This is a genomic window from Vibrio sp. E150_011 (assembly GCF_053544015.1).
On record NZ_JBHFOL010000001.1, the window covers coordinates 375,817 to 395,865 of the forward strand.

Annotated in this window: 16 protein-coding genes and 1 pseudogene; 6 read left to right on the forward strand and 11 right to left on the reverse strand. The window is 43.5% G+C overall.

Going from position 1 to position 20,049, the window contains the following annotated elements:
* Positions 1 to 102 precede the first annotated feature (102 nt).
* The 5 genes from ACE1OE_RS01535 to ACE1OE_RS01555 all read right to left on the reverse strand — a co-directional run bounded on the left by ACE1OE_RS01535 (position 103) and on the right by ACE1OE_RS01555 (position 7,359).
* Positions 103 to 2,580, reverse strand: a complete 2,478-nt coding sequence (locus tag ACE1OE_RS01535; RefSeq protein ID WP_449209859.1) for a sensor domain-containing protein — start codon at positions 2,578 to 2,580, stop codon at positions 103 to 105.
* 187 nt (positions 2,581 to 2,767) lie between these two features.
* Complete coding sequence (locus tag ACE1OE_RS01540; protein ID WP_449210099.1) at positions 2,768 to 4,924, reverse strand: c-type cytochrome; 2,157 nt, start codon at positions 4,922 to 4,924, stop codon at positions 2,768 to 2,770.
* Positions 4,925 to 4,938: 14 nt separating this feature from the next.
* Positions 4,939 to 5,547 carry a cbb3-type cytochrome c oxidase subunit II gene (locus ACE1OE_RS01545; protein ID WP_372060079.1) on the reverse strand — a complete coding sequence of 203 codons (609 nt, stop codon included), beginning with the start codon at positions 5,545 to 5,547 and terminating at the stop codon, positions 4,939 to 4,941.
* Position 5,548: 1 nt separating this feature from the next.
* Positions 5,549 to 6,958, reverse strand: coding sequence for a cytochrome-c oxidase, cbb3-type subunit I (gene ccoN, locus ACE1OE_RS01550; protein WP_449209860.1), 1,410 nt, complete (start codon positions 6,956 to 6,958; stop codon positions 5,549 to 5,551).
* Positions 6,959 to 6,984: 26 nt separating this feature from the next.
* Entirely contained in the window at positions 6,985 to 7,359 is a 375-nt protein-coding gene (locus tag ACE1OE_RS01555) for a c-type cytochrome (RefSeq protein ID WP_449209861.1), read from the reverse strand.
* A 387-nt stretch (positions 7,360 to 7,746) separates the two neighbouring features.
* Here ACE1OE_RS01555 and ACE1OE_RS01560 point away from each other — a divergent pair, with 387 nt between their 5' ends.
* Positions 7,747 to 8,634 carry a PA4780 family RIO1-like protein kinase gene (locus ACE1OE_RS01560; RefSeq protein WP_372060081.1) on the forward strand — a complete coding sequence of 296 codons (888 nt, stop codon included), beginning with the start codon at positions 7,747 to 7,749 and terminating at the stop codon, positions 8,632 to 8,634.
* A 292-nt stretch (positions 8,635 to 8,926) separates the two neighbouring features.
* Here ACE1OE_RS01560 and ACE1OE_RS01565 read toward each other — a convergent pair whose 3' ends face one another.
* The 6 genes from ACE1OE_RS01565 to ACE1OE_RS01590 all read right to left on the reverse strand — a co-directional run bounded on the left by ACE1OE_RS01565 (position 8,927) and on the right by ACE1OE_RS01590 (position 14,087).
* A complete protein-coding gene (locus ACE1OE_RS01565; RefSeq protein WP_449209862.1) occupies positions 8,927 to 9,382 on the reverse strand; it encodes a DUF1499 domain-containing protein in 456 nt (151 codons plus the stop codon).
* A gap of 249 nt (positions 9,383 to 9,631) precedes the next feature.
* Complete coding sequence (gene sigZ, locus ACE1OE_RS01570; RefSeq protein ID WP_449209863.1) at positions 9,632 to 10,207, reverse strand: RNA polymerase sigma factor SigZ; 576 nt, start codon at positions 10,205 to 10,207, stop codon at positions 9,632 to 9,634.
* Positions 10,208 to 10,343: 136 nt separating this feature from the next.
* Positions 10,344 to 10,742, reverse strand: coding sequence for a rhodanese-like domain-containing protein (locus tag ACE1OE_RS01575; RefSeq protein WP_449209864.1), 399 nt, complete (start codon positions 10,740 to 10,742; stop codon positions 10,344 to 10,346).
* Between the two features lie 7 nt (positions 10,743 to 10,749).
* On the reverse strand, positions 10,750 to 11,976 hold the full coding sequence (locus ACE1OE_RS01580) for a MalY/PatB family protein (RefSeq protein ID WP_449210100.1): 1,227 nt from the start codon (positions 11,974 to 11,976) through the stop codon (positions 10,750 to 10,752).
* A 266-nt stretch (positions 11,977 to 12,242) separates the two neighbouring features.
* The gene (locus ACE1OE_RS01585) at positions 12,243 to 12,797 is read right to left on the reverse strand and encodes a phosphoribosyltransferase (RefSeq protein WP_449209865.1); all 555 of its coding nucleotides are present in this window, start codon (positions 12,795 to 12,797) and stop codon (positions 12,243 to 12,245) included.
* A gap of 75 nt (positions 12,798 to 12,872) precedes the next feature.
* Entirely contained in the window at positions 12,873 to 14,087 is a 1,215-nt protein-coding gene (locus ACE1OE_RS01590; protein WP_449209866.1) for an MFS transporter, read from the reverse strand.
* A 122-nt stretch (positions 14,088 to 14,209) separates the two neighbouring features.
* On the opposite strand from ACE1OE_RS01590, the gene ACE1OE_RS01595 reads away from it, so the two are divergent.
* The 5 genes and pseudogenes from ACE1OE_RS01595 (at position 14,210) to ACE1OE_RS01615 (ending at position 20,013) form a co-directional block, all read left to right on the forward strand.
* Positions 14,210 to 15,142, forward strand: coding sequence for an AraC family transcriptional regulator (locus tag ACE1OE_RS01595; protein WP_449209867.1), 933 nt, complete (start codon positions 14,210 to 14,212; stop codon positions 15,140 to 15,142).
* Positions 15,143 to 15,460: 318 nt separating this feature from the next.
* Positions 15,461 to 16,858, forward strand: coding sequence for a cbb3-type cytochrome c oxidase subunit I (locus tag ACE1OE_RS01600; protein ID WP_449209868.1), 1,398 nt, complete (start codon positions 15,461 to 15,463; stop codon positions 16,856 to 16,858).
* Positions 16,859 to 16,861: 3 nt separating this feature from the next.
* A pseudogene (locus ACE1OE_RS01605) lies at positions 16,862 to 17,479 on the forward strand (cbb3-type cytochrome c oxidase subunit II).
* Positions 17,476 to 18,930 carry a cytochrome-c oxidase, cbb3-type subunit III gene (gene ccoP, locus ACE1OE_RS01610; RefSeq protein WP_449209869.1) on the forward strand — a complete coding sequence of 485 codons (1,455 nt, stop codon included), beginning with the start codon at positions 17,476 to 17,478 and terminating at the stop codon, positions 18,928 to 18,930. Before ACE1OE_RS01605 ends, ccoP begins: the two are co-directional and overlap by 4 nt.
* A 9-nt stretch (positions 18,931 to 18,939) precedes the next feature.
* Positions 18,940 to 20,013: a c-type cytochrome gene (locus tag ACE1OE_RS01615; RefSeq protein WP_449209870.1), complete on the forward strand. Its 1,074-nt coding sequence runs from the start codon at positions 18,940 to 18,942 to the stop codon at positions 20,011 to 20,013.
* Positions 20,014 to 20,049 lie beyond the last annotated feature (36 nt).

Consider the following 20,049-nt stretch of genomic DNA (forward strand, 5'->3'; position numbering starts at 1 on the left):
CGAAAAGGAGCGTCATTTTATCCTTATTTTTTGGCTAGACGTTTCCAAACAGAACGCTTGTCACAACCTATTGGCTTGATATAAGACTCAAGGTCATTGGCGCTAAGTAAATAGCGCCTCTGGTTTTTGTGGCTGACTAAACACATACCCTTGCCCATATTCACAACCGCGCTGATTTAAATAATCAGCTTGTTGCCAGCTTTCTACGCCCTCGGCCACCACTTTTAATGATAATGCCTGCCCCATCGCAATGATGGCGTTCACGATCGCGTTGCTGTCTCCATTTTCAGGGACATCTTTAACAAAAGATTGGTCAATCTTGAGTTTATTTATAGGCAATCCTTTCAAATAGGATAATGAGGAATACCCTGTACCAAAATCATCCAATGAAATCTCTATGCCCAGTAAACTCAACTGCTCTAGAGCGGCAATGGCTTTTTCAGGGTCAAACAACAAAAAACTCTCGGTTATTTCAATATCTAATCGCTCAGGAGGAAATCCCGTCTCTTTTAAGATCTGTTTAAGTACTGAAAAGAAGCTTAAATTCTGCAACTGTAGCGCTGATACATTAACCGCTATTCGACCAAACTCTTTACCTTCTGCTAGCCAGCGAGTGCCTTGTATACAAGATTCACGTAATACCCAAGTGCCAATCTTTTGGATTAATCCCGTTTTTTCGGCGATGGGAATAAAGTTCAATGGTGATATCAAGCCAAGCTCGGGATGCTGCCAGCGTAATAACGCTTCGACACCGACGACTGAATGATCAACCAATGAGTATTGAGGTTGATAAGCCAAATAAAATTGGTTTTTTTCTAATGCGTCGTGTAAAGCAGACTGGATCCGAACATGCAATACAGAGCGGTAAGTCAGATCAGGAGAATAAAATGCGTATCCATTGCGGCCATTCTTCTTAGCCAAGTACATCGCTGTATCTGCATTTTTTAATAAGACCTCACTGCTGGTGCCATCCTTAGGATACAACGCAACGCCAATACTGGCCGATACCCGCAATGAATCCTCGGCTTCTAACATAAATGGCGGATTGAAAACGCCCATAATGCTATCAATATTGTCCAGCAACTCGTCTTCAGATTCAAAGTCAGACAGAACTATAACGAACTCATCCCCTCCTATTCGACCAATATGGGCTTTAAGCTCAAGCACCTGACTAAGTCTATCGGCGACTTGCTCTAACAGCCGGTCACCATACAAATGCCCTTTGCTGTCGTTAATATGCTTAAAATGGTCCAGATCTAGGAACAAGGTTGCAAATTGCTTTTGATGCTTACGACCCAACTCTATATGTTGCACCAACAAACTTCCAATATGCGAGCGATTGGGAAGATTTGTTAACGGATCATAAAATGCCATTTTTCGTAGGTTTTCTTCATCCGCTTTTTGAGCGGATATATCCTCAAAAACGCAAATGTGATGCATTAAGGCATTTTCTTCATCCGTAATCGTATTGATTGTTGTCATCTGTGGATAAAGAGAGCCATCCTTTTTACGATTGATAATCTCGCCTTTCCACTGTCCCGAAGAAACAAGATTACGCCACATGTTTTGATAAAAAGTAAGATTATGATGCCCAGACTGAAGGAAACGTGGGTTTTTACCGAGAACGTCGGATAATGTATAGCCAGTAATCCGAACAAACGCGCTATTCACATCGAGAATATTGCCAGTACTGTCCGTAATCATCATGCCCTCTTGGAAATTATCAAAAATTTCCCCACTCACAGACAACCAGGTCTCAACGACTTTTCGACGTGTTACGTTGCGAGTCATCCCCAACACACCAACCAGTTCACCTGAATCGTTTCGGATTGGAGACTTGATCGTTTCTAGCCAGATCTTCTCTTGGTTCTCGTCTAGGACGGGGCACTCTTCAATCACAACTTGTTCGTTTTTATCAATAACGGTTTGGTCCGCAGCGGTATACATTTGCGCACGTTTCTCATCAAACAGCTCTAAATCGGTTTTACCATAGACATGCGCCTTGGTGTAATTCCATGCTGTCATTACGCTGTCATTAATCATGACATAGTGGCCATCGACATTCTTAATCCAAGTGTGATCGTCTAACGCATCAATAAACTCTTGTAAGGTCGGGACCCGTGCAGGTTCGATTGCAACCTTGTCTTTATTTGTCGCTAAAGCCCAATCAGGTTTCGGCCGCTGCGCACTTCCTAGCTGCATACAGACATCAAAGCTAATTCGCCCTGCCGTTGATTCTATAGAACGTAAATCATCCTCTCGAAATATTGATCGGGAGGACATAACAAGGACTGCAAACAAATTCTGATCCTCGCCCCAAATGGGCGCAAAACAAAAGAATGTTTGTTCAGCTGCAACAGACACGGCATTAAGATGAGGGAAGGCAAATGATGACATTACTTCTGGCAAAGCAACGTCAAACGATTCATTTTGAACAAATGACTTAAATTCACATAAGCATTTATTAGAGGGCTCTACCCGTTTAAGCAACCCGTTTGATTGAGTCACTTGGCTGAGTGATTCGATGGAGGATTGCCACTTGGCGTTAAGTTCTAAGGAAGGCGCACTGCTGTAAGTCATGATAAACCACGAAACGGGCCCTAAGTCTGCCCTTTAATAATTGAGGATCCGGGCTATCGTACCGAATCCTCAATCATTTCCAAAGCAATGCGAACAATTTATTGGGCAAATTGTCGCATACGTGCTCTTTACGCCGTTAATCAACAAACCAAACCATGGTACGCAACTTGTTTTGACACCTGCTTAACTAGTTGACGTTAACGTTCTGGTCACGCTCATCATACATATCTGGTGTCGTGTGTAACCCCCCCGTATAACCCGCTTTCTCTAAGGTCTCACGCACTTGCTTGACCTGTTCGGCAGTAACGGCTGACTCGCGCGCTCCCAAATGTAAGCGAACAAATGAGATGAGTTCTGATAACGCTGTATCCGATAACACATCATCAAAGCTCACCATTGGCATAAAGTTTCTTTCTTCATCTAAATAGGTTGGCTGCAGTCCTCTTAAGGTTACCGCGATTGTATTGAATGGATCACTATGCATAATAATGCCGTTATTTAGCAATGTAGGTGCTATAGGATCGCGTCCCTTACCATCCTCGCCATGGCAAGCGCCACAGGTTTGATTGTAAGTAGCGTAAATCTCATCAGCGTACGCGGCTTCCGTAAAACCAGTAGGCTTCAAGGTAACCGACCCACTTTCGATGACATTATTTTTGTCTCCCATCAACAAATAATAAGACATTGAATCGATGTCTTCTCGCGTCATCAGACTCAAGCTATTTTTCACAACGTCAGCCATCCCAGCGAAAGCAGAGCCCTTATCAGAATGTCCTGTATGTAAAAAATCAGATAGTGTTGATTCATCCCAACCATCAACAAACAATTCATTAGCACTGATGTTGGGGGCATTCCAGCCATCAATTAGGTTACCTTGAAAAATCCTATCCGTATCAAGTGCCTGTGCGATATTTCTCGGCGTGTGACATTCAGAACAATGTCCCAATCCTGCCACCCAGTACTTTCCCTTTTTCCATTTATCAATATCGTCGATGTTGCTTTCGAGCTCAGCAGGAGGTGTGTAATCCAACTCGGCTGTGTCCATAAAGACTATGTTCCAACCCAATAATCCCAGTCGAATGTTCGAAGGGAACATCATCTGGTTTTGATCGTTTTGCCTCGAAACCGCATCGATTGATTGCATGTACTCCCATAAATCATGCATGTCTTGATCATTAACATACTGATAAGAAGTATATGGCATAGCCGGATACAAATAACCGTGTTGTCCTTTACCATCCACTAGCGCCGCTTCAAAATCTTCAAATGAATAGAGACCAATCCCTTCCGTTGTATGTGGGGTAATGTTCGTTGAATAAATTGTACCAAATGGGGTAACAAATGGCAGGCCACCAGCAAAGGGTTCTCCCCCTTCTGCGCTGTGACAGGCGACACAATCACCTGCGTGGGCAAGGTATTCGCCTCGCTCCACTGACTCAGGATCCAAACTCGCTAGTTTCGCGTCTTCGTCCAATCTGGACTTAGTCATGTAGGCCCCGAGTGCCAAAATTTCATTCGATGTAAGCTGTTGTCCAAACGCCGGCATCACGTTATTAAGTCCGTTTCTAATCGTGTGCTGAATCTCCCCTATGCTGCCTCCATGAAGCCAAATACTATCGGAAAGATCAGGGACGCCAAGCTGTGCATTGGCAACGGAACCGTCACCATGACACGATGAACAGTATTGAATAAACAGTTCTTTGCCTAATGTCACTTTTACTGCAGGAACGTCTGTATGCCTTTGATTCAATGACGCCAAGTAATAAGACATTTTGGCAATATCATCGGGTTTGATTGCATCGACCCAACCCGGCATCGCCCCGTTTCGTCCTTGTGTAATAGAATGAATAATGGCTTCATCATCGCCGCCATATAACCATTCATTGTCAATCAAGTTAGGGAAGTGCTTCGCCCCTTGCGCATTGTTGCGGTGGCAGGCTGCACAATGCGTTTGGAATAAAATTCGCCCCGAATCAACCACCACATCGTTTAGTGCTAATTCCGTTAATTTTTTCTCCGGTATTTGCGCCATTTGTTCATCAAGATTGGTGCTCACACTACTGAGTTTGTCATCGCTTTGTTTCCAATCGACGAGTCCTTGCCAGTTCCCCATGCCTGGGTACAGGATTAGGTACCCAACAGAAATTGAAAACGCGATAAAGTAAGACACAAACAGAATCTTAGGCGGAGGGGCGTCATTTTCATCAATACCATCAAAGGTACCTATGGTTTTATTTTCATTCGCACTGTGGTTATTTCGCCAATATTTGATCACGACCACAACCATCAGCACGAAGAATACACAGGTTCCTATGACGGCCCAAAGATTCCAAAATACACTCATTTCATTGCTGTCCATCACAACGCCCCCTCTGAGGTATCAACGCCTAGGCTTTGCAGATAGTGAATCAATGCTTCGCCCTTCGTTTTGCCACGAACTTGCAATCGAGCATCGGCAATATCATCATCAGTATAAGGAACGCCCAGCGTGCGAAGCGTTTCCATCTTCCCAGTAATATCATCACCAGACAATTTCTGTTCAAACAGCCATGGATATGACGGCATGATAGAGGTAGGAACCACTTGACGAGGATTGATCAAATGAATGGTGTGCCATTGGTCAGAATATTTGCGACCCATATTGGTTAAATCTGGTCCAGTACGCTTCGAACCCCAAAGATTCGGGAACTCGTAGATATCATCAGATTCTTTGTTAGCGCGACCATTTCGCTTGGTTTCAGGATCAAGAGGACGAACCATTTGCGTGTGGCAAACATGACAACCTTCGCTAATGTAAATATCTCGCCCCGCTACTTGAATCGCCGTTAATGGTAATGCCATGCTACCTTTTGCAATCTCCGGTCCTCTCACAATATTTGGTACAACCCAAACGAGCAGCGAGAAAGAGGCCACCACAACAGTGGTTACAATGAGAATGCCAACAGACTTAGTAAAATCAGCCGTCATCTTATGCCTCCTTTGCTACAGGCACCGCTGCAGAGCGGACTGTTTTATATAAGTTAAATGCCATCAACAATAAGCCGAGTACAAACAAGGCCCCACCGAAGAAGCGTAAGAATAACCATGGTGCTTTGAAGTCCATAGCCTCAACAAAGCTGTACAATAACGCGCCATTCTCGCTTTGTGCTAGCCACATGTAGCCTTCTCCAATTCCAGCTACCCACAATGCAATGGCATAAATCGCCACCCCTGCATGTGCGAGCCAGAAATGCCATTTGATCAAACGCCTCGACCACAATGCTTCTTTCCCCCACAGTCTTGGTATGAAGTAATAGAAAACAGCGATGCCCGACATTCCAACCCAACCTAATGCGCCAGAATGAACATGCCCAATGATCCATTCCGTATTATGAGCGACCATATTGAACCAACGAATGGCGAGCAACGGCCCTTCAAATGTCGCTAAACAGTAGTAAAGAATGGCAGAAAAGAAGAAAAGCATGATGTAGTCAGTTTTGAGCTTTTCCTTATTTTGTAGCAATGTCATGGCGCTGTTGAATGCCCCCCCCCAAGAAGGCAGCCATAAAATCAATGACATGACGATACCAATATTTTGAACCCAGATGGGTACGGAAGAATAGATAAGATGATGTGTCCCAGCCCAGGTGTAGAAACCTACTAATCCCCAGAAGTGGATGATAGACAGTCGATAAGAATAAATAGGTCTTTCTGATATTTTCGGTATGAAATAGTAGTTCATACCAATCACGCCCGCCGTCAGCAAGAACCCAACGGCGTTGTGGCCCCACCACCATTGAACAATGGCATCTTGAGCACCCGCAAACACCGAATAAGACTTCATAAATGAAGCGGGCATAGCCAGGTTATTAACAACAAAAATCATCGCTACGACAATAATGAAGGCAGCAAAAAACCAGTTTGCTACGAAGATGTGTTGCACTTTTCTTTGCCCGATTGTGCCAAAAAATAACACCGCGTACAGCACCCAAACCAACACTATCAATAAATCAATTGGCCACTCTAATTCAGCGTATTCTTTTGAAGTGGTGTAACCCATCGGCAGCGTCAACACCGCCAACAACAGAACTAACTGCCAGCCCCAAAATACCATCCAAGCCAAACTTTTATTGTATAGACCACATTGCCCAGTTCGTTGGGCGATATAGAGTGAGGTACCCATAAGAATATTGACGACAAAACCATAAATCACACCTGAAGTGTGCAATGGGCGCAAGCGGCCAAACTGAATGTATTCAGAGTCGAAATTCAACACCGGCCAGTATAATTGAGCAGCAAGCACTACCCCAATAAACATGCCAACAATTGCCCATACCACAGAGGCAACAACAAAATATTTGACGACTTTTACGTTAAACTGCGTTGACGCATCTTCCATGTCAGAGCTCCCTGTAAACACTGTTCTTATTTAACTGTGTCGGCCTTGCTATTAGTAGACTCGTGTACTTTAGAACCGAGCATGGAGTAGTAATAGGCAATATCTGAAATATCGCTGTCCGACAGTGCATCGGCTTGTTGCTGCATTAAAACCGCAAGGCCAGCAGAGCGCTCTCTGGATTGATAACTTTTCAAAGAGGTGATGAGGTAAGCCATTTTCTGACCTCTCAGATTTGGGTAGGATTCGATACTGGAAATACCGCCTTCACCATGGCACGTCATGCATACTTTGGCTTTTTGTTCACCAAGATCAAATTTTTCGTCGGCAAAAACGTAGGGCGAAATAAAAAAAGTAACTAAAATAGATATTCGGGTTAAACGATGAAGCGTGCTTCTTACCATGACACAATTCCTTATATGGCACGTTGTGTTACTTGCGCTACCACGCGTAATTTTCCTTTGATCGAGTCGTGTAAAATTAAACATAATTAAAATCAAAGTGTTGCTATCATCAGTGCAGTAAAAACTGCACGCTTCGACTCATCCTAAGCCTGTTGTACGTATGAATACTTAGAATAGAACAATAGAGAGTACTGTTTAAAAACATAGAAGCGAGAAGAGGGATTGGCAAATCAATCTAGGTCAAAGGCGCAGATAATATATAAATGAGTCAAACAACGTGCTTATTCAAAGTCGGTTTTCACCAGCCATTTCAGTTTCCAGCGTTATTTGCGCTTTATTTTCGAACTTAGCATGACATTTCACCGTCAATTAAGGTATAACGATGCGATGAAAATACCTAAACGAATACAGCCTCTGGTTGACGATGGTCTCGTCGACGAGGTGAAGAGCCAGTTAATGAGTGGCAAAGAAGCATCGGTGTACATTGTGCGGTGTGGCGACACGATCCGCTGCGCTAAAGTGTATAAAGAAGCTAGCCAGCGAAGCTTTAAGAAGGCCTCCGCCTACAGAGAAGGCCGCAAGGTCCGTAACAGTCGGCGCGCACGTGCGATGGAAAAAGGCTCTGGGTTTGGACGCGAGCAGCAAGAAAAAGTTTGGCAAAGTGCCGAAGTTGATGCGTTGTACAAGCTTGCTGAAGCAGGCGTACGTGTACCCGTTCCTTACGGTTGTTTTGACGGCGTGTTATTGATGGAATTGGTCACCGATGACGAGGGTTACGTTGCCCCACGACTCAACGATGTTGTGATGCCCGCTGAGCAAGCCATTGAAGACCATGATGTTATGATGAATTATGTGGTTAAAATGCTGTGTGTCGGCCTTATCCACGGTGATTTGTCAGAGTTCAACGTTTTGGTCGATGAATATGGTCCCGTTATAATTGATTTACCTCAGGCTGTCGACGCGTCTGCGAATAACAATGCAGAATGGATGTTGACGCGTGATGTCAACAACATCCGCGACTATTACAGCCAATTTGCCCCAGAATTAAGCACGACTGAATATGCCAAAGAAATGTGGGCATTGTACGAAAAAGGCGAACTGACACCAGAAACGGAATTAACCGGAAAAGTTCAAGAGAATAATGTTGAAGCAGATCTTGCCGCGATCATGCAGGAAATTGATGCTGCTCGCAGTGAAGAAAACTTCAGACAAGAGCGCTTAAAAGAAGCAAAAGACGGCGTAGACGAGAGTAAGTTCAACTGGGCGGATAATTAACCCGTCACCGGTCTACTAGACGGATCATTCTTTAAGTAAGCCTTGCCTTACCTCATTGATAAATAAAATAATAAAAATCGACTAACTGTAATCAGCGAGTCGATTTTTTACGTTCAAACATACTCAAGCGATGCTATTTAGATCAAATACTAATAAACGTCAACGCCACCTAGTTTCAAAACCATCCAGCTTCAAGACCAATATGCTTCAAGGATAGTAGGCTTCAAGGCTATGTCGTCTCAAAGCGACTTGATGTCGATTGCTAAGCCGGCACGGCGCCGTATGCGAGCCGCTATTCCTGGCTTTCTGCCTCGGTAAACCGCTGCGAAAATTCGCTATAGCGGTTTCTGTTGAGTCCTTTATCACTGTAGCCTGTACGTGATTGAGAACGATACTGCAGCGTATTGCTTTCAGTATCAAAATAGAGTTCAAGGTCGTCGTGAAATTTCATAGTAGGGGTGGTAAAAATCACGTGCATATAGTCACCTGAATCGACCACAACCTCATTGTTACCCATTTTATCCAATACCATTGCGACACTATTTTTTGCATGACTCTTATCTGAAAAAATAAGGGGCTCAACTTTTTTTTCTACATCACTGGTTTGAGTCGAGACCGCATTAGGCGTCGTTGGCATAGGTGCAAACTGTCCATCATTAACCCCTAAGTAAGACGGCGTTGTATTATTTTTGTAAACCATATAGGCAATCAGCGCCACAAGTGCAGTAAGAATTACTTTAGCTATCATCGATCAATCCTTTGTTAATGAGATGGTTAGAGTACAGTGCCCTGTCCTTCAATGATAATCAACCTCAATAGTATGAAATATTATCAGCCTAAAAGCACTGCTTCCCCTACCGTGAAAAACACACATGTCCTGCGGTCAATGATAAATTAAGGGAGTCAATACTTACACGCTAGGCTTATAAGCAGTGCAGTACAACGTAATCACGTATTTATATCGGCAGGCAAAAAAGCAGGCTATTACGCATGCACACTAATAACGCGCACTAATATGGTGGAGGCCATCATTTGCCAAAAGTAGATGCTTACATTCAGGTTCTGGGTGAAAATCAATAATGCCCTCTCGACCAACTTCCATGTTGCAATAATCGATCAAGATATCTTTTAGCTTCACACGGCCCCGTTGTATGCGACTTTTCGTTGCAGATAAGGATAGCTCGAGCTGGTCGGCAACTTGCTGCTGAGAAAGTCCTTCAAGCTCAGATAACACCATTGGTATGCGATATTTTTCTGGCAAGCACTCAAGTATTGGACGCAAACACTGGCCGACTTCCTGGAGGTTAGTTTGTACAACAGTGAGTTCTTCCTCCGCATGTTCATCATTCAGTTCATCATGTATTTGCTGGGACCGATAGAAGTCCATGATCGCGTTGTGAGTAATACGAAACAACCAGCTTTTCAAATGATCTTGGGACTTAAGTTGATGTTGTTTTTGGCTGGCTTTAAGGTAAACATCTTGCAAGATATCATCGGCGACATCGGGGCTTTTCATCTGCTTTACAATATAGCCTCGTAGTTGATCATGATGCTCCAACCATTGCGTTAACATATCTTATTGCCCGCTTATTTAATCATTCAAAAATTATATTTCTATAATACCAGAATTGTAATTGACTACCATCATCACTCGATGAATGTAACGCCTAACCCGCTAGAATATTGGTCAGGCGTTAAGCATGTTTTATTTAGTGTTCGTTTTCAAACTGCCCACCCTTTTCTAACCATTGTGCAAAACCGCCAGCCAGATTCATCACAGGGCTGAGTCCCATCTCTTGCGCCAACCGCGCGGCATAAAGAGAGCGTAGCCCATGAGCACAATAAAATACGTAGGTTTTATCTTGATTAAAAACCTCGTTGTGTGCACGGCATGCAGGGTCAATCAAAAACTCCAACATTCCTCGAGGACAAGTAAATGCCCCAGGAATCAAGCCTAACTTTTTTCTCTCCAAGGCTTCTCGTACATCAACGAAGACATAACGCTCGTCGTTAAATAGGGTTTTAGCGTCATCAATCGACAGATCAATGACAGAGCGTCGTGCTTCTTCGGTGAGCGAGGCGATCCCCCTGGTAATACTCTGTGCCATTGGTGTTCTACTCTTCAGTTTTTAACGTCGGTGATAATTGTGTTGTCGCACCGGGCCCAAGGCGATTGATGGCGGACTCTAAAAGCGCTAGAGACGCTTGAATTTGATCTAAGGGAGAAGCAAAATTCATCCGATAGAAGTTCTCATCAGGCTCACCAAACCAAGCCCCCGGAGTAAGGGCTAGCTTTGCTTCCTTCGTCAATAATGCCTTTAGTGATTGTGAGTCTAATCGTAAATCAGAAAAATCAAACCAGATCTGGTTGGTTCCCTCAGGCACAAACACCTTGACGAGGGGCAGCTGGTTAGACATAAAGGATACAATCCAATTGCGAGTATTTTGCGTATAGACCAAAAACGCATCAAACCAAGCCTTACCATGCTGGTAAGCCGCAACCGTTGCATACGTGGTAAAGACATTACCGTGATCAAGAGACATAGAGGCTACGGTTGCTTTAATCTTATCTCGCAGCAACTCATTGTCGCTGTATATGTAACCGTTTGATAAGCTATTTAAGCCAAAGTTTTTCGCTGGTGAACCAATGATGGTTAAACTCTTGTCATAGCCTAATGTTGTCATGCTGGTAAACGTTGCTCCATCAAACACGATGTCCCCGTGCACCTCGTCGCTAATAATAATAACCTGATATTTTTTCGCGATTGAGGTCAAGCGCACTAACTCGTCTTTTGTCCATACACGACCGACTGGATTATGAGGATTGCAAAGCAGTACCATTTTCACTTTTCCGCTTTGCAATTTCGTTTCGAAGTCCTCAAAATCAATCACATAACGACCATCTTCCACCTTCAATGTGTTATTCACTGCTTGGCGACCAGCAGACTCTATGAGTCGACGAAACTGATGATAAACCGGAGTTTGGATTAGCACCCCGTCACCTTCGTTAGTGAAATCACGGATCAATAATGCGATTGCACTCAGCACACCTGGAACTTGGACAAAATGGTCGGAGTTAAGCGTGATGCCATGACGATCTTTATTCCATGCAGAAATCGCTTGGAATACCGTTTTAGAGTCAAATTCATACGAGTAGGTTTCACGACTTACCAATTGTTGCATCGCTTGTGTTATAGGCGGTGCAATCGGAAAATCCATATCGGCAATCCAATAAGGCACAACCTCTTGACTGCCATAAATTTGACTAAGCATGTTTTCATCATGCTTGATAAATTTATCGGCAATATCAGTGCGGCTCGGCGTGACGTTGAACGCCGTCAATGAATCTGGTAAAGCGTTAGGTTTTGAGTAAGGCAAGGGGTTTCTCCAGTCTAAGTCGTTTTATACTAATAAGACGAAATAAAGAGAAAAAAGACGCAAAACGATCGTATGTAATTAAGGGAAATATAGAGACATGATTTAACTTATTGATATTAAACCAATGAGAATGAACAATAAGAGACTCGTAGGCTAAGTGAAGATGAGCATCGAGCCGTCATCGTCATAAGAAGTGATGTCATCAATATCTTGACCACATCACTGCAGACTCATTTTACGACTTTAGAGATATAGGGAACATTTCTCAGCTTGTCGTTCCAAGGAAGACCGTAACCAACCAAAAGGTCATCGTTTGTCATTTCGTAAGCAAAATACTGAGTGGCATCAATAAAGACTCGACTCGGCTTAACAAACAGTGTGGCAATTGACAGCGACTTAACCTCATAATTATCCGCTAAGTGCTGAATCAGCCGCTTCATTGTACCGCCAGATTCAATCGCATCATCAACCACAATGACATGTCGATCTGTCAGATCAATATTATTGTGATAAACGATATCCGATGTGTTGTTTCTGTCTCCAGGCGTATGAGGACATGAGATATAATCAAGACTAACCTCAAACGTTAGTTTTCTGACCAAGTCGGCAGTATAAATAATCCCACCAGGCACAACGCTAATGACAACAGCATTAGTAAATTGTTTGTTTAGCTTTGTGGCTACAATCTCAACGCCCTCCTCGATTTGTTGAGTGCTTAGGACAAGCTCACCTAAGTGCGGGTGATCCCATTGGTCTTGTTGTTTCTCTAGTTGTGATTTATTCAATTTATTTATCCACCTTTCTATTCTTAATCTAGTCTTATGCGGTGACGGTCACCAATTCAGGATTTGTCGTTCTCGCTACCATTCCGACGACGTCGTTGATGAACACCGCTCTTGGCAATGACTTCTCTTCACTAATCGCTCACTCATCACAAACATTGTGATGCTCAACGCCAATAAAATACCCGGAAAATACGTAAACGAGAATGTCGCGACGACAGCACCAATAACTGGCGGTACAACGGTGGTGCCAACGTACGCTGTTGCCATCGTTAAGCTAATAATGGCTTGTGAGGCGCGTTTACCAAATCGTTTTGGCGTCAGATGTATGGTGTTTGGGTAGATAGGAGCACAGCCAACGCCAATAACGATTAAACTCATTGGCGTCATCACGTCTGGAATCGGAACGATAAGTCCTACTACCCCAACCATTATCATTATTAAGCCACCACGAATCAGCGACTCTTCTTTAACATGGTCTGCGAGCATGCCACACACAAAGCGCCCCGCGGTAATCCCTAAGTAATACATTGCCGTCCAAAATGCGGCGTCCGCTGGAGACATTCCTTTATCAATGGCTAGGTAACTGGCCGCCCACAATCCCGTCCCCGCTTCTAAGGCGCAATAACAAAAAAACAGCAACAATTGAAGCTTGACGCCATCAATATTCACGGCTTGACGGTTAGTTATCAGCGAATGGTCGTCCAAACTTTCACTCGACTCTGCTCGATTCAGCTGCGTCATACTCATGGCTTTTTTCCACAAGGGTAGCGTCGAGAACAAAACAATCACTAGCACAAATTGAATCATAGCAATGGTGGTATAACCTTCGCGCCACCCATTATTCAAACTCAAGTATGTGGCCATAATAAGCGGACCAGCCGTCGCCCCTACACCCCAAAAAGAATGAAGATAATTCATGTGCTTAGATTTGTAGTGCAAGGCGACAAAGTTATTTAACGCTGCATCCACCGCGCCCGCTCCAATACCTAATGGCACCGCCAATATCACTAACGCGAGGGCATGATGAACAAACGTAAAGCCAAGCAAGGCACAAGCCGTCATCAACACGCTGAATGCCACGACTTTACCAGTACCAAAACGATGAATAAGCCGGGTTGCCATCAAGCTCGAACACACAGTGCCGGCGCTGATGATGAGGGAGATAATGCCCGCAAATTCCAAGGTTGAATTGAGGTCCTGACTCATCACTGGCCATGATGAGCCTAAAACAGCATCGGGAAGACCGAGACTAATAAACGCTAAATAAATAATCGCAAGAAGAAGCAACATAGAGTTTTCACTAAACAGAACAAGTCACACAAAAATCAATATTTGATAAAATACTCTCAAATATTGGTTAACTCTATACTTATGCTACTATAAATTATAATTATCCTACCAAATTCATCATCATGCAGATCTATAATATTGAAACAAATAAAGAAGGTCGAGAGTTAACGATTCATGGCTCCGATGACTTTCCTTGCGCTTTCTACGACGAACGTTTCTCTGAGTTTATCAATGGTGAAGTCCCATGGCACTGGCATGATGAAATTGAGGTTGTGTTAGTATTAGAAGGAAGTACCACTCTCGAATATATTGGCGCCAGCACCATTGTCAATACAGGTGAGATGGTGCTGATTAATGCGGGGATGTTACATAAATTGACTAACCACGGTGACACAGATTGCCACATTCTAAATGTCCTGTTTAAGCCACAAATATTGGGCGGTGTGGATTTTGGTCGCGTGTATAAGAAGTACGTCTACCCCGTTATCAACAACCCTGAATTTTTTTGCTATGTATTCGACGACAGCCACCATTGGCACTCCAAAATTATCCAGGAAATGCGGCAGGCATTCCAAGCCTGGCAACAAAACATTATGGGTTATGAAATCATAATGACCGCCGCACTCATGAAGACTTGGCAACAGCTTTGTCATCATGAACCTACCATTTTGTCTAAACACGGCGTATCGTCAATTGGTGAACAACGTATTCACTCTTTACTGAGTTATATTCACTGCAATTACGATGGCAACCTGTCGGTAGGTAGCATCAGTAAAGCGGCCGCCATTAGTGAAAGTGAATGTTATAGGCTATTCAAGAAAACGCTTAAGTGTACCCCCAATCAATATTTACTCCACTACCGACTGCGGAAGGCAACCACCCTGCTACTGAATAGCACTCAATCGATTACCGATATTTCAAACCAATGCGGTTTTAACTGCTCAGCTTATTTTGCTAAACAATTCCGCTTGGCTTATAACAAAACACCAAAACAATTTAGGAAAGAAGAAAATCAATTAACTTCAATTATTTCATGCAAACATAATTTTTTGTAACCACTACGTGAGCTACCTTCCTAGAACAATGAAGCCATACGACACGTTTCAACTGTGATATTCCTCTATTACCCGCGATTGAACTATCGACCACTAACGTTTTTATCGGGTGCGTATCTACTGATAACGTCAGAAATAAGTAGGGCGTACTCTTAGTATGATGAACAACATTTAGCCAGAAGATGGCTCCAAGTTCATCAATACTATTTGATAAATAAAATCTGATAATTAATTGAAATGGACTAATCTCTAATTATGGATGTCGCATTGACGCTACGACCAACGTAAAAACATTACGATTCATAATTAGGGATATTTATGGTGCAAGAAACTAGGGTAATTAAGGCCTTTATGTTTGCGGCTTTATTTTGGGGCATTGCTGCAATGCTCATCGGTGTTTCTCTCGCAGCGCAGCTTTACTGGCCTCAGCTCAACTTTAGTTCTGAATTTATTCAGTTTGGGCGTCTAAGACCGCTACATACTAACGGCGTCATTTTCGGGCTCATCTGCAATATCTTAATGGGTGTATCTCTCTATGTCGTTTGCACCACATCTGAAACAAAACTAGTCTCAAAAAAACTCGCTTGGATTCTATTTTATGGTTGGCAGGTTTTATTAGTTTTAGGTTATATCACGCTTCCTTTAGGGTTTACGTCAACAAAAGAGTATGCCGAGCTAGAGTGGCCACTCGATATCTTAATGGCCGCAATGTGGCTGCTATACGCTTATATATTTTTTGCCACCTTAGCAACCAAAAAAACCAAACACATTTTTGTCTCTAATTGGTTTTTCGGCTCAGTAATTATTATTATTACCATGATCTTCGTGGTCAACAACGCCGTACTGCCCGTCACTCTAACAAAATCATACTCCATTTTTTCCGGCGCAAGTGACGCACTGGTTCAATGGTGGTGGGGACATAACGCTGTTGGTTTCTTATTAACCGCTTCGATCATTGGTATTAATTACTACATCATTCCCAAAGTCACTGGACAGCCCATATACTCCTACCGTCTTTCAATGATTAATTTCTGGGGGCTGATTGGGTTCTATACGTGGGCAGGAACTCACCACATGGTTTATTCCTCTATTCCCGATTGGATTCAAAATATTGGAATCGTGATGTCCTTGTTACTTTGGTTACCTTCTTGGGCTGGTGCGTACAATATGTACCGGACGATAACAGCCGATAAAATACGTCTAAAAGAAAATTATATCCTTTGGTTTTTCCTATCGTCGATCATCTACTACGCGCTATCAACCGCAGAAGGACCGCTACTGGCAATTCGCTGGTTTAACATGATTGCTCACAATACTAACTGGATCATCGGCCACGTTCACTCCGGTGCACTGGGTTGGGTTGGCATGAGCTGTATTGGCGTCTTCTATTACTTCATACCAAAGCTGTTTGGAAAATCTGAGCTCTGGTCAATGAAATTGGTCAAAATGCATTTCTATTTCGCCAGTATTGGGATACTTCTCTACATTGTCGCACTATGGATTGCAGGTATTGCTCAGGGCGTAATGTGGCAGGCTCAGGAAGACACTGGAGCTCTCACCTATAGCTTTGTAGATACGCTTAGATTTATCTCACCTTATATGTTTATTCGCTTTCTAGGGGGGGCGTTCTATGTCTCTGGCATGTTCATTATGGCCTACAACCTCTACAAAACCGTAACCGCCTATTCTGTCTCAACTAAAACAGTGGAGGGATAAACGATGAGTTTTAATATGACTAAATCTGTCGTCGCTTTTATTGTTATTTCCTTTGGTGTTGCTGCGTTCTCTTTCGTTGTCTAGGTCTTGCCCGGTTTTTTTATAACGCCCGATTTAGCAAAGATCACCGATGCCAAACCATACTCCCCTCTCCAGCTAGAGGGACGTGATGTCTATATGTCTCAAGGGTGTCATGTTTGCCATACTCAAATGGTCAGAAACCTAGAAGCTGAGCGTTTGCGTTACGGACGAGCGAACAAAATGGAAGATGACATTTACGAGCATACTTTCCTATGGGGCTCCTCTCGTATCGGTCCCGACCTAACGAATATCGGTTTGAAATACACAGAAGATTGGCAGATCCAACATTTAAAAGATCCACAAAGTTTAGTTCCTGAATCAATTATGCCGCCATTTATCTGGCTATTTGATCAACCTGTAGACAGCTCCATTACCGCTAAAAAGATGCAAGCATTGCGTGAGCTGGGTGTGCCATATAGTGATGAAGAGATAGCCAATGCCGAGCAAGCCGTGAATGGTAAAACTAAGGGCGATGCACTGGTCGCCTATTTAATGAGTTTGGGTGTTGATACACATAAGAATAAGAAGGACTTACAATGAGTAACTTCTGGTTAGGTTGGGCAAGCTTTTTTACTATTCTATTCCTTCTTATCATGATTGCTGTCGTGGTGTCTCCCTATCGACGAAATAAACAGGCAGACAAAAACAAAACCCTAATGACTTTTGACGGTGTTAAAGAAAACGATGCGCCTATCCCTGGTATCGTATTTTTTGGCTACCTCACTTTTTTTATCGGGGCATTTGTTTATTTACTACTATTCCCTGGTATTGCATCTTGGAAAGGCGTACTCAACTGGACTGGTGAAAACGATTCCGTCAATGGTCATATCAAAAACCCTGATCACGAGATTGCTCAACTACTGGCAACACCCACGAACACCCCTCTGACGGTACTTGCAAAAAATAGAGATCTTACTAATGCGGGTGAATCACTATTTAAAGATAACTGTGCAGCCTGTCATACTGAATCCGCAGAAGGGCAATATAACTATCCTAACTTGATCGATGAGGATTGGCTGTATGGCGGGAATGACCAACACATTATCAGCTCAATTACTCATGGTCGCCACGGAATGATGCCCGCTTGGTCGCCCCAGCTTACCGACCCTCAGATATCCGAACTCACCGACTATGTAATGAATATCAATAATGCAAAAGAGCCCAATGCTCTATTCGTTGATAATTGTAGCGCTTGTCATGGTCCGGACGGTAAAGGGAATCAAGCGATAGGCGCTGCGAACTTGACCGATGATGTCTGGCTACATGGTGGGACAAAAGAAGAGATACATCATTCTATTGCTACCGGCTTCAACAATCAGATGCCTGCTTTTGATGCCCGTTTTAGCGATAATCAAATCTTACTCGTTGGCGCTTACCTGCGAAGCATTCAAACGGATTACAAGGTTGAACCGTCAGCGCCATTAAGCCAAACAACAGATACAAGCAGTCTTAGCAAGATACCAGCGGCTGCAGAAAGTTGTATTGCCTGTCACGGTAAGAATGGAGAGGGCCAAGGGGACGTTGCACCTAAGCTCGCAGGGCTCTCAGCACACTACATTCAAAACCAACTGCATAATTTTCAAAGTGGCCTAAGACAAAATGCCACGATGAAATCTATGGTTGTCAGGTTAGATAAAAAGTCCATTGAAGACGTATCGCAATACTATGCCAAACAAACATCACCTCTTAGCAAAATCTCTCCACGAGGAGCTCAGGTTATCTACGACGATCCTGCTGCCCGTCTTGTCAATCAAGGCGACTGGCAACGACAAATCCCTTCATGTGTTACCTGCCATGGTACCGACACTCTAGGGGTGGATAACTTTCCACGCCTCGCTGGACAAAACGCAGCATACCTAGAGAATCAATTACTTGACTGGCAACAAAATAAACGTACTGGTGACCACGACAATATGATGAAAAATATTGCTGTCAAACTCTCCAGCGACGAGATAAAAGCCGTTGCTAATTACCTTTCAAAAATGAAATAGGAGCTAAAAATGAAGCCGATACTGACATTATTTACGCTGCTGTTTCCATTACTAACTTACGCGGATCACTCTGATTTAATAGAAAAACAACCCGATCTGCCGTCGGTGGCTAAGGTCGAAGGGAGTGAGAACCACGTACCTTATGAGTTATCAACAATCCCTGACACACCTTTCGGTGAAAAGGTTAAACGGGGATATCAATTTATGACGAACTCGCAAAGGATGCGTGACAAATATGTTTTCAATGAACAGAACTGCACTAACTGCCACTTGTCATCAGGTCGATTGCCCAATGCCGCACCAATGGGCGCTTCCTTTTTTGCTTACCCTGCTTACCGTTCAAAAAACAAGCATGTAAACTCTTATCAAGAACGAGTCCAAGGTTGCTTTATTTATTCAATGAATGGCGTCATGCCAGCGACTGATAGCGATGTACTTGTCGACTTTTCCGCGTACGCCTATTGGCTGGGCGTTACAACGCTATACAACATGAATGGATTAAAAGGGCTGCCCGTGCCAGAGGTTTCTGATAAGCAGCTCCTAACAGGCGGAAAAGTCGATGATTTCCCGTTTCATCCGGAATTGCAAAAAGCACTAGATAAAGCAGGCAGTACCGTAGATACGAGGGCTAAAATGCCTGGTCGTGGTTTTCCTCAATTGGCAAAGCCAGAGCTAACACCCGACTATAAACGTGGCGAACTGGTATTTCAGAAGCATTGTGCCGCTTGCCATGGTGCAGATGGACAAGGTAAAGAAGTCGCCGGTATAAAATCGTTACCGCCACTTTGGGGAGACAATAGCTATAATTGGGGTGCAGGCATGCACAAATTCTCCACGTCTGCCGCGTTTATCTATGAAAATATGCCCCTGGGGAAAAGTATACAGCTCACGACACAACAAGCTTGGGATGTTGCAATTTTTATGAACTCTCACGAAAGACCACAAGACCCTAGATATAAGAACTCAACGGCTGAAACTAAGAAAACGTATCACAGTAAAAATAGTGCCTATGGAGAGACCATCAACGGTGTCACGCTAGGCAGTTCTCCACTTGAAGAACACCATGCGACCAACAAACACTAATGCTCGATTTTTCCTAGATCTTCACCACCATCAAGC

What these genes read in the sequence shown, in the direction of transcription:
- ccoP (WP_449209869.1), top strand. Translation starts at nt 17,476, where the DNA reads ATGAGTAACTTCTGGTTAGGTTGGGCAAGCTTTTTTACTATTCTATTC.
- ACE1OE_RS01555 (WP_449209861.1), bottom strand. Translation starts at nt 7,359, where the DNA reads ATGGTAAGAAGCACGCTTCATCGTTTAACCCGAATATCTATTTTAGTT.
- ACE1OE_RS01595 (WP_449209867.1), top strand. Translation starts at nt 14,210, where the DNA reads ATGCAGATCTATAATATTGAAACAAATAAAGAAGGTCGAGAGTTAACG.
- ccoN (WP_449209860.1), bottom strand. Translation starts at nt 6,958, where the DNA reads ATGGAAGATGCGTCAACGCAGTTTAACGTAAAAGTCGTCAAATATTTT.
- ACE1OE_RS01540 (WP_449210099.1), bottom strand. Translation starts at nt 4,924, where the DNA reads ATGAGTGTATTTTGGAATCTTTGGGCCGTCATAGGAACCTGTGTATTC.
- ACE1OE_RS01535 (WP_449209859.1), bottom strand. Translation starts at nt 2,580, where the DNA reads ATGACTTACAGCAGTGCGCCTTCCTTAGAACTTAACGCCAAGTGGCAA.
- ACE1OE_RS01565 (WP_449209862.1), bottom strand. Translation starts at nt 9,382, where the DNA reads ATGATAGCTAAAGTAATTCTTACTGCACTTGTGGCGCTGATTGCCTAT.
- ACE1OE_RS01600 (WP_449209868.1), top strand. Translation starts at nt 15,461, where the DNA reads ATGGTGCAAGAAACTAGGGTAATTAAGGCCTTTATGTTTGCGGCTTTA.
- sigZ (WP_449209863.1), bottom strand. Translation starts at nt 10,207, where the DNA reads ATGTTAACGCAATGGTTGGAGCATCATGATCAACTACGAGGCTATATT.
- ACE1OE_RS01560 (WP_372060081.1), top strand. Translation starts at nt 7,747, where the DNA reads ATGAAAATACCTAAACGAATACAGCCTCTGGTTGACGATGGTCTCGTC.
- ACE1OE_RS01575 (WP_449209864.1), bottom strand. Translation starts at nt 10,742, where the DNA reads ATGGCACAGAGTATTACCAGGGGGATCGCCTCGCTCACCGAAGAAGCA.
- ACE1OE_RS01615 (WP_449209870.1), top strand. Translation starts at nt 18,940, where the DNA reads ATGAAGCCGATACTGACATTATTTACGCTGCTGTTTCCATTACTAACT.
- ACE1OE_RS01545 (WP_372060079.1), bottom strand. Translation starts at nt 5,547, where the DNA reads ATGACGGCTGATTTTACTAAGTCTGTTGGCATTCTCATTGTAACCACT.
- ACE1OE_RS01590 (WP_449209866.1), bottom strand. Translation starts at nt 14,087, where the DNA reads ATGTTGCTTCTTCTTGCGATTATTTATTTAGCGTTTATTAGTCTCGGT.